This window comes from Actinosynnema sp. NPDC059797 (assembly GCF_042732085.1).
In the GTDB taxonomy this organism is placed as follows: Bacteria; Actinomycetota; Actinomycetes; order Mycobacteriales; family Pseudonocardiaceae; genus Actinosynnema.
On the sequence record NZ_JBHWIE010000098.1, the window covers coordinates 1 to 4,187 of the forward strand.

Annotated in this window: 4 protein-coding genes; 1 reads left to right on the forward strand and 3 read right to left on the reverse strand. The window is 72.5% G+C overall.

Annotated features, from left to right (window positions below; genetic code table 11):
- Window positions 1-86: 86 nt before the first annotated feature.
- The 3 genes from ACFV4N_RS22030 to ACFV4N_RS22040 are packed head-to-tail and all read right to left on the reverse strand — an operon-like array spanning window position 87 to window position 3,171.
- Window positions 87-1,580 (reverse strand): aldehyde dehydrogenase (NADP(+)), encoded by a 1,494-nt coding sequence (locus ACFV4N_RS22030; protein ID WP_499674442.1) that lies wholly within the window; start codon window positions 1,578-1,580, stop codon window positions 87-89.
- On the reverse strand, window positions 1,577-2,401 hold the full coding sequence (locus ACFV4N_RS22035; protein WP_499674443.1) for an NAD-dependent epimerase/dehydratase family protein: 825 nt from the start codon (window positions 2,399-2,401) through the stop codon (window positions 1,577-1,579). The genes ACFV4N_RS22030 and ACFV4N_RS22035 overlap by 4 nt, the downstream gene beginning before the upstream one ends.
- Window positions 2,402-2,445: 44 nt before the next feature.
- Window positions 2,446-3,171 carry an IclR family transcriptional regulator gene (locus ACFV4N_RS22040; protein ID WP_499674444.1) on the reverse strand — a complete coding sequence of 242 codons (726 nt, stop codon included), beginning with the start codon at window positions 3,169-3,171 and terminating at the stop codon, window positions 2,446-2,448.
- Window positions 3,172-3,367: 196 nt separating this feature from the next.
- On the opposite strand from ACFV4N_RS22040, the gene ACFV4N_RS22045 reads away from it, so the two are divergent.
- The gene (locus ACFV4N_RS22045) at window positions 3,368-3,583 is read left to right on the forward strand and encodes a hypothetical protein (RefSeq protein ID WP_499674445.1); all 216 of its coding nucleotides are present in this window, start codon (window positions 3,368-3,370) and stop codon (window positions 3,581-3,583) included.
- Window positions 3,584-4,187 lie beyond the last annotated feature (604 nt).

Here is a 4,187-nt window from a genome sequence, read left to right on the forward strand (position 1 = left end):
GTGTCGTACGTTCGGGACCGGTGAGTTCCGCGTTCGGGCGCGCGAAGGGCCCGGGACCTCACGGGGTCCCGGGCCCTTCGCGGACTTCAGTGCACGCCGAGCACGCCGTCGACCCGGCGCGGGATGCCCAGCGGGTTGTCCGCCCGCAGCTCCGGCGGCAGCAGGTCCTCGGGCCAGGACTGGTAGGTCACCGGGGCCAGCCAGCGCCGGATCGCCGTGGCGCCCACGGAGGTGTGCAGCGCGCTCGTGGTCGCCGGCCACGGCCCGCCGTGGTGCATGCCCCACGCCACCGCCACGCCGGTCGGCCACCCGTTGAAGATGAGCCGACCCACCACGGGACGCAGGGCCTCGGCGACGCGCCCGGCCACGTCGTGCTCGGTGTCGTCCGCGTGCAGGGTGCCGGTGAGCGACCCGGGCAGGCGCGGCAGCACGCCGAGCAGCTCCTCGGGGGAGGAGTAGGCGACCACGACCGCCGCCGGCCCGAAGTGCTCCTCGGTGAGCTTCTCCAGGTTGTCCGCGAAGGCGGCCAGCGGCACCGAGTACAGGCGGGGCGGCACGCTCCAGCCCTCGTCGGGCGCGGTGCCCTCGCCGATCGGCGACACCAGGCCGGACTCGCCCAGGCTGTCGGTGCCCGAGCGGTAGGCGTCGCACATGCGCTCGTTGAGCATCGGGCCGCCGGCCGCCGCGGACACCGCCTCGCCCAGCGCGGGCACCAGCGACTCCGGCGCGAACAGCAGGCCCGGGTTGGTGCAGAACTGGCCGACCCCGAGCGTCAGCGAGCCGGCGAAGTCGGCGGCGAGCCCCTCGGGCCGCGCCGCGGCCGCCCCCGGCAGGATGACGGTGGGGTTGACGCTGCCCAGCTCGCCGTAGAACGGGATCGGGTCGGGGCGGGCGGCGGCGAGGTCGAACAGCGCCCGGCCGCCCGCGGTGGACCCGGTGAAGCCGACCGCCTTGATCACGGGGTGCTTGACCAGCGCCACGCCGGCCTCCTGGCCGTGCACGATGCCGAAGACGCCCTCCGGCAGCACGCCGGCCACGACGCGCGCCGTCTCGTGCGAGGTGCCCGGGTGCGACGGGTGCGCCTTCAGCACCACGGGGCAGCCGGCCGCCAGCGCGGAGACCGAGTCGCCGCCCATCACCGAGAACGCGAACGGGAAGTTCGAGGCGGCGAACACCCCCACCGGCCCGAGCGGGCGGAGGAGGCGGCGCAGCGCCGGGCGCGGCGGGATGATGTCCGGGTTCGGCGAGTCCAGCGTCGCCTCCACCCAGCTGCCCTCGCGCAGCACGTCGCCGAACAGCCGGAGCTGGTTCGTGCTGCGCTTCAGCTCCGTGGTCAGGCGCGGCCGGCCCAGCGCGGTCTCGGCGTCGGCCAGGTCGACCAGCGCCTCCGCCGCCGCGTCCAGGGCGTCGGCGACCGCGTCGAGGTGGTCCGCCCGCTCGCGGGCCGGGAGGGAGGACCACGGCCCGAACGCGGCGTCGGCCGCGCGGGCGATGGCGTCGACCTCGGTGTCCGTCGTCTCCGGGATCGGGTCCCCGTGGGGCTGCCCGGTCCGGGGGTTGAAGCCCTGGATGCCGCTCACCGACCGAATTCCTTCACTGCCGTGTCGAAGTCCGAGGTGCACCAGGCGCCGCCGACGTAGACGCGCGCCGGGGAGTCCGCCGGGGGTTCGCCGCTCGCCGCGATGACCTCCTCGGCGTAGACCTCGGAGTCGTCCTGGGACTTGTAGCCGAGCGCCTCCGCCCCGGCCAGGGAGAACCACCGGCGGGTGTTGTCCGAGACGCCCCAGACCACCCGGAAACCCGGCGACGGCGCCGCCAGGCACGCCTCGAACAGCCGGGCGCCGTCGTCGGGGGACAGCCACGTCGACAGCATCCGGAAGTCCCGCGGCTTCTCGAAGCACGAGCCGATGCGCACCGCGATGACGTCCATGCCGTACCGCGACGCGTAGAGGCCGCCCAGCCCCTCCATCGCCACCTTGCTCACGCCGTAGTACGTGTCGGGCAGCGGGGACAGGTCGTCGGGCGCCTCGCCCTCGCCCCGCCGGTGGTACCCGACGGCGTGGTTGGAGCTGGCCAGCACGACCCGGCCGACACCGGCCCGCCGCGCCGCCTCCAGCACCACGTGCGTCCCGTTGATGTTGACGTCGAGGATGTCGGCCCACGGGCGCTCCAGGCTGTGCCCGCCCAGGTGGATCACCGCGTCCACGCCCTCGCACGCCGCGTCCATCGCGGCCTGGTCGGTCACCGACGCCGTCACCAGCTCCACCCGCTCGTCGTCCGAGGCGGCCGGCAGCGGCGCGATGTCCAGCAGGCGCAGCACCCGGTCGGGTGCGGCCAACCGGGTGCGCATCAGCGTGCCGACTATGCCGGCGGCGCCGGTGATCAGGATTCGTGCGGTCACGTGCAGCCCTTTCCGAGGAGGTCGGGTGTCGGGGAGGTCGGGTGTCAGCGGCCGAACTGGCGGAGCAGTTCGGTGATGGTGCGCGCGCCGTGCAGCAGCGCGTCGATGACCTGGCGCTCGTGCTCCGGGTCGAGCCGGCCCAGCGGCACGGAGCAGCTCATCGCGTCGAGCACCGGGTTGCGGTAGGGCAGGGCCACGGCGTAGCAGCCCAGGCCGGGGGTGTTCTCCTCGCGCTCGTGCGCGTACCCGACCGACCGGAACCCGGCCAGCTGCGCGTGCAGCGCCGGGCGTTCCACGATGGTGTTGGGCGTCAGCGGTTCCAGCCGCGCGGGCAGGATCGCGTCCACCTCGGCGGGTGCGCGCGCCGCCAGCAGGGCCTTGCCCAGCGACGTGGAGTGCGCCGGCAGCCTTCGGCCGACGCGGGAGACCACCCGCAGGTGGTGCTCGGACTCGCGGCTGGCCAGGTAGACCACGTCCGCGCCGTCGAGCCGCGCCAGGTGCACCGTCTCGTTGATCTCCCGGCGCACCTGCTCCATCACCCGGATGGCGACCTGCACCACCGGGTCGTGGTCGAGGTACGAGGTGCCGACCAGCAGCGCGCGCACGCCGATGCCGTACGTGCCGCGGGTCTGGTCCAGTTCGACCCACCCGCGTGCCACCAGCGTCTGCAACAGCATGTACAGGCTGGACTTGGGATAGCTGAGCTCGCGGTGCAGCTCGGTCAGCGTCAGCGGCCGGTCCGAAGCCGACAGCACTTCCAGCAGTTCCACTGTCCGATCGGCCGACTTGACCGCGTTCGGCCGAGCGGGTGACGCGGGAGAAGTCACCTGATCCTCCACGGGAAACGTTGCCGCAACGCACTTGACACGTCGCTGCGCCGATTCTTACAGTCCGGCCAGTACGTTCACAAGTACGACCCCGCTTCACATATATGAACGACGAGGATGTGGACAGGAGTCAGGGTTCATGAGAGTTCCCCGCCGGTCCGTCGATGCTGCCGCTGCGCAGGCCGCGCCGGGATTCGCCCTGCCCTCCTCCGCTCCCTCGTCGAGCACCACCGGGGTGCTGCCCGCCGGGAACTCCACCGGGGTCCGCACCGCGATCCTGTCCGACTTCGACGGGCCGATCCAGCGGCGCACCGCGCACGGGTGTCACCCGCCCGAGTGGGGGCCGGTCCGGTGACTGCGCTCCGCACCGCTCATGACGTGGGGGCGACGGCTGGTGGCGGCGGTGCCGTTGCCACCCACCCCGTGAGGCGGCCCCGCCGGGGTCGCCTCACGGGAGCCGGTGCTCCCGGGCATGTCGGCGATGCGCCCGCGGCGCCCGGCTCCCTTGCGCACAGTTCCGCTGCATACAGCTCTGTTGCGCACGGCTCCATTGCGCACACCCCCGTTGCGCGCAGTTCTGCTGCGCACAACTCCGTCGCGCACGGCTCTGTTGCACTTAGTTCAGTTGAACTTAGTCCAACTGCACCCGTCCCAACCGAACTTAGTTCACGTGAATCCGATTCACTTGAACTTGGTTCAGTTGGGTTCAGCGCAGGTGAACCCGGCTCGGTTGAACTTAGTGCAGTTGAACTTAGTTCTGCTGTGTGCGGCCAAGCAGGGGGTAATCGGGCCGCAGGTGAGCCGGTCGCGCCAGGTCTCGCCGCTCCGCTGACAGGCTTGGTTGGCTCGGCTGTTCTGACAGGTTCGACGGGATCGCCTGCCCTGATCGACTCGGTAGGCTCGGCTGCCCCGATCGGCTGCGCCCACCTGGCCGTCCTGATCGGCTCGGCCGGCTGGAC

Excerpts from the sequence above, each read along its gene's own strand:
- ACFV4N_RS22045 (WP_499674445.1), top strand. The coding sequence starts at position 3,368 with ATGAGAGTTCCCCGCCGGTCCGTCGATGCTGCCGCTGCGCAGGCCGCG.